Source organism: Desulfurobacteriaceae bacterium (assembly GCA_039832905.1).
Lineage (GTDB): Bacteria > Aquificota > Aquificia > Desulfurobacteriales > Desulfurobacteriaceae > Desulfurobacterium.
In genome coordinates this window covers 1-2,881 of record JBDOLX010000047.1, presented here as the reverse complement: position 1 = coordinate 2,881, position 2,881 = coordinate 1, and the positions used below count along the sequence as shown (strand labels likewise).

Annotated in this window: 4 protein-coding genes; 1 reads left to right on the top strand and 3 read right to left on the bottom strand. The window is 37.5% G+C overall.

All coding sequences use genetic code 11. The features are described 5' to 3' along the window. Nucleotides 1-214: hypothetical protein (locus ABGX27_03450; GenBank protein ID MEO2068546.1), on the bottom strand; the 214-nt coding region annotated here is incomplete at its 3' end. Nucleotides 215-238: 24 nt separating this feature from the next. Between ABGX27_03450 and aspS the strand changes: the two genes are divergently transcribed. Continuing rightward, nucleotides 239-2,026, top strand: coding sequence for an aspartate--tRNA ligase (gene aspS / locus ABGX27_03445; protein ID MEO2068545.1), 1,788 nt, complete (start codon nt 239-241; stop codon nt 2,024-2,026). A 20-nt stretch (nt 2,027-2,046) separates the two neighbouring features. Here aspS and ABGX27_03440 read toward each other — a convergent pair whose 3' ends face one another. Together ABGX27_03440 and ABGX27_03435 are read right to left on the bottom strand one after the other, a co-directional pair. Continuing rightward, the gene (locus ABGX27_03440) at nt 2,047-2,544 is read right to left on the bottom strand and encodes a ferritin-like domain-containing protein (GenBank protein ID MEO2068544.1); all 498 of its coding nucleotides are present in this window, start codon (nt 2,542-2,544) and stop codon (nt 2,047-2,049) included. Between the two features lie 58 nt (nt 2,545-2,602). After that, nucleotides 2,603-2,881, bottom strand: a 279-nt coding sequence (locus ABGX27_03435) for a phosphoribosylanthranilate isomerase (GenBank protein ID MEO2068543.1), incomplete at its 5' end; no start/stop codon positions are given.

Genomic DNA, 2,881 nt, shown 5'->3' with positions numbered 1-2,881 from the left:
TTTCAGCGTAAATAAAAAAGCTTTCGCCGTCAAATAGCGTAATGTAATCTTTGGAGACATCTATTCCGATTATTTTCATTTTTTGCCCCCGAATGGAGGGGGAAGGGAAGCGTGGCATTATAGCTAACGCCTCTTCAAACGAGGCATAATTTGCACCGCCACTTCTTCCCTTCCTCTTGATGTTTATCCTGATTATAAGATAATTTGCAAGCAAAACTTTTAGGTAGAGAGGTAGAAAATGCTTGAGAACTTTGGAAACTTTGAAAGAACTCATTATTGCGGGGAAGTTAAAACTTCCGATATTGGAAAGAAGGTAAAACTTGCAGGATGGGTTGACTCAACGAGAGACCATGGAGGAGTTGTTTTCGTAGATTTAAGGGATAGAACAGGAATTATTCAGGTCGTTTTTGCTCCTGAAATTAGCGAAGAACTTGTAGAGAAAGCCAAAAAGCTAAGGCATGAATACGTTATAGCAGTTGAAGGGAAAGTTAGGAGAAGACCAGAGGGAACAGAAAATCCAAAGTTAAAAACTGGTGAAATAGAAGTTTATGTTGAAAACCTAAAAATCCTCAATAAATCTCTACCTTTACCGTTTCCGATAGAGGATGAAATAAAAGTTGGTGAAGAGGCAAGGCTTAAGTATCGCTTCTTAGACCTTAGAAGAAAGAGAATGATGGATAACATTATTTTCAGACACAAGCTTTATCAGATAACAAGAAGTGTTTTTAATGAAGAAGGATTTATAGAAATAGAAACTCCTTACCTAACTAAGAGCACTCCTGAAGGAGCAAGGGACTTTTTAGTTCCAAGTAGAATTTATCCTGGAAAGTTCTACGCCCTTCCCCAGTCTCCACAACTCTTTAAGCAAATTTTAATGGTAGCTGGGTTTGATAGATACTACCAGATTGCAAGATGTTTTAGGGATGAAGATTTAAGGGCTGACAGACAGCCGGAATTCACCCAAATAGACTTTGAAATGTCCTTTGTAAAGGAAAGAGATGTAATGGATATAGCCGAAAAACTTTTAAGGAGACTTTATAAAGAACTCCTTGACATAGAAATTGGAGAAATTCCTGTAATGTCTTATGATGAGGCAATGAGCCGTTTTGGAACCGATAGACCAGATACAAGGTTTGGACTTGAGTTAAAGGAAATCACAGACATTGTTAAATCTTGTAGCTTCAAGGTATTTAGAACAGTAGTTGAAAATGGTGGTATCGTAAAGGCTATAAACTTCAAAGGCGGTGCTAACCTTTCAAGAAAAGAGATTGACGATTTAACAAAGTTTGTAGGAGTATATGGAGCAAAGGGGCTTGCGTGGATTAAGGTTCTAGATAGCGGCCTTCAGTCTCCAATTGTTAAGTTTTTCACAGAAGGAGAGATGAACAAGATTTTAGAAAGACTAGAAGCGAAAGTGGGAGATATTCTCTTTTTCGTTGCAGATAAACCTTCCGTTGTTAACGCAGCACTTTCAAACCTTAGATTAAAGCTTGCAAGAATGGTAAATCTTATAGATGACAATAAGATAAATGTTCTATGGGTTGTAGACTTTCCAATGTTTGAATGGAACGAAGAAGAAGAAAGGTGGGAAGCACTCCACCATCCATTTACAAGTCCAAAAGAAGAAGACATCGAGAAGCTTCTAGATAACCCAGAAAAAGTTAGAGCAAGGGCATACGATTTGGTTTTAAATGGTGTAGAGATTGGTGGAGGAAGTATTCGTATCCACAGAGAAGACGTTCAGGAAAAAGTGTTCAAGGTGATAGGACTTTCAGAGGAAGAAGCCAATGAGAGATTTGGATTTTTACTTGAAGCGTTAAAGTATGGTGCTCCACCACACGGAGGAATGGCTTTTGGACTTGATAGACTCTGTGCAATTATGAGAAAAGAAGAGTCCATTAGAGATGTTATAGCCTTTCCAAAGACCCAAAGAGGCCAGTGTTTACTTACCGGTGCTCCTGATACAGTTAGACCAGAACAACTTGAAGAACTCAAAATTGAGGTTGTTGAAGAAGATGAAGAATAGGGGGAATTCTCCCCCTTTCCTTATTTTAAGAAGTTTAAGTTTTCTAGATCTTCAAGTAAGGACTGTAAATCTTCCTCGTGTTCTACTTCATCTGTAAGTATTTGTAAAACTAAATTGTAAGTAATGGGGTCAATATCTTTAGTCAGCTTCAAGATTTGGTTATAAGTATCTATTGCACACTGTTCTCCCTTTATATTCTGTTCAAGTATTTTCTTTACAAAAGGATCTTCTGGTGCATCGTATCCACAGTTTGTAAGCTCAAACCATTGTTTTGGAGAAAGAACTGGAGTTCCTCCAAGCTCTAAAATTCTCATAACAAGCATATCCGCATGTCTTAATTCATCATTTGCGTGTTGTACAAGCTCAGCAATTACTGCATCTTTCATAGGACCTTTAATAACTTTCGAACCTATCCAATACTGGTAATAAGCAAGCCACTCATCACAAAGGGCTTTGTTAAGAAGTTCAATTATCCTATCCGCGTGCTCTCCCACTAGAGCTCTACCTTTTGTTCCCATGATGTACTCCTTTAGCCTTTTCTATTCAACATATAAAGATTTTTAGAAAATGCAACTGTTATGAACATTTTGCAGTTTTAATGAATTGTTGAACTTTATCCTTATCTTTCTTTCCTGGTTCTTTCTCAACACCACTACTAACATCAACAGCGTAAGGATTTACTTTTTTGATAGCTTCTGCAACATTTTCAGGATTTAGTCCACCTGAAAGAATTACCGGAACGTTAAACCTTTCTTTAACGACCTTTGCTATTTCCCAATCAAAAGTCTTACCTGTTCCTCCAAAAGAGTTTTCACAGTAAGTATCAAGCAGAATAGCTCTAATCTTGCCAATGTA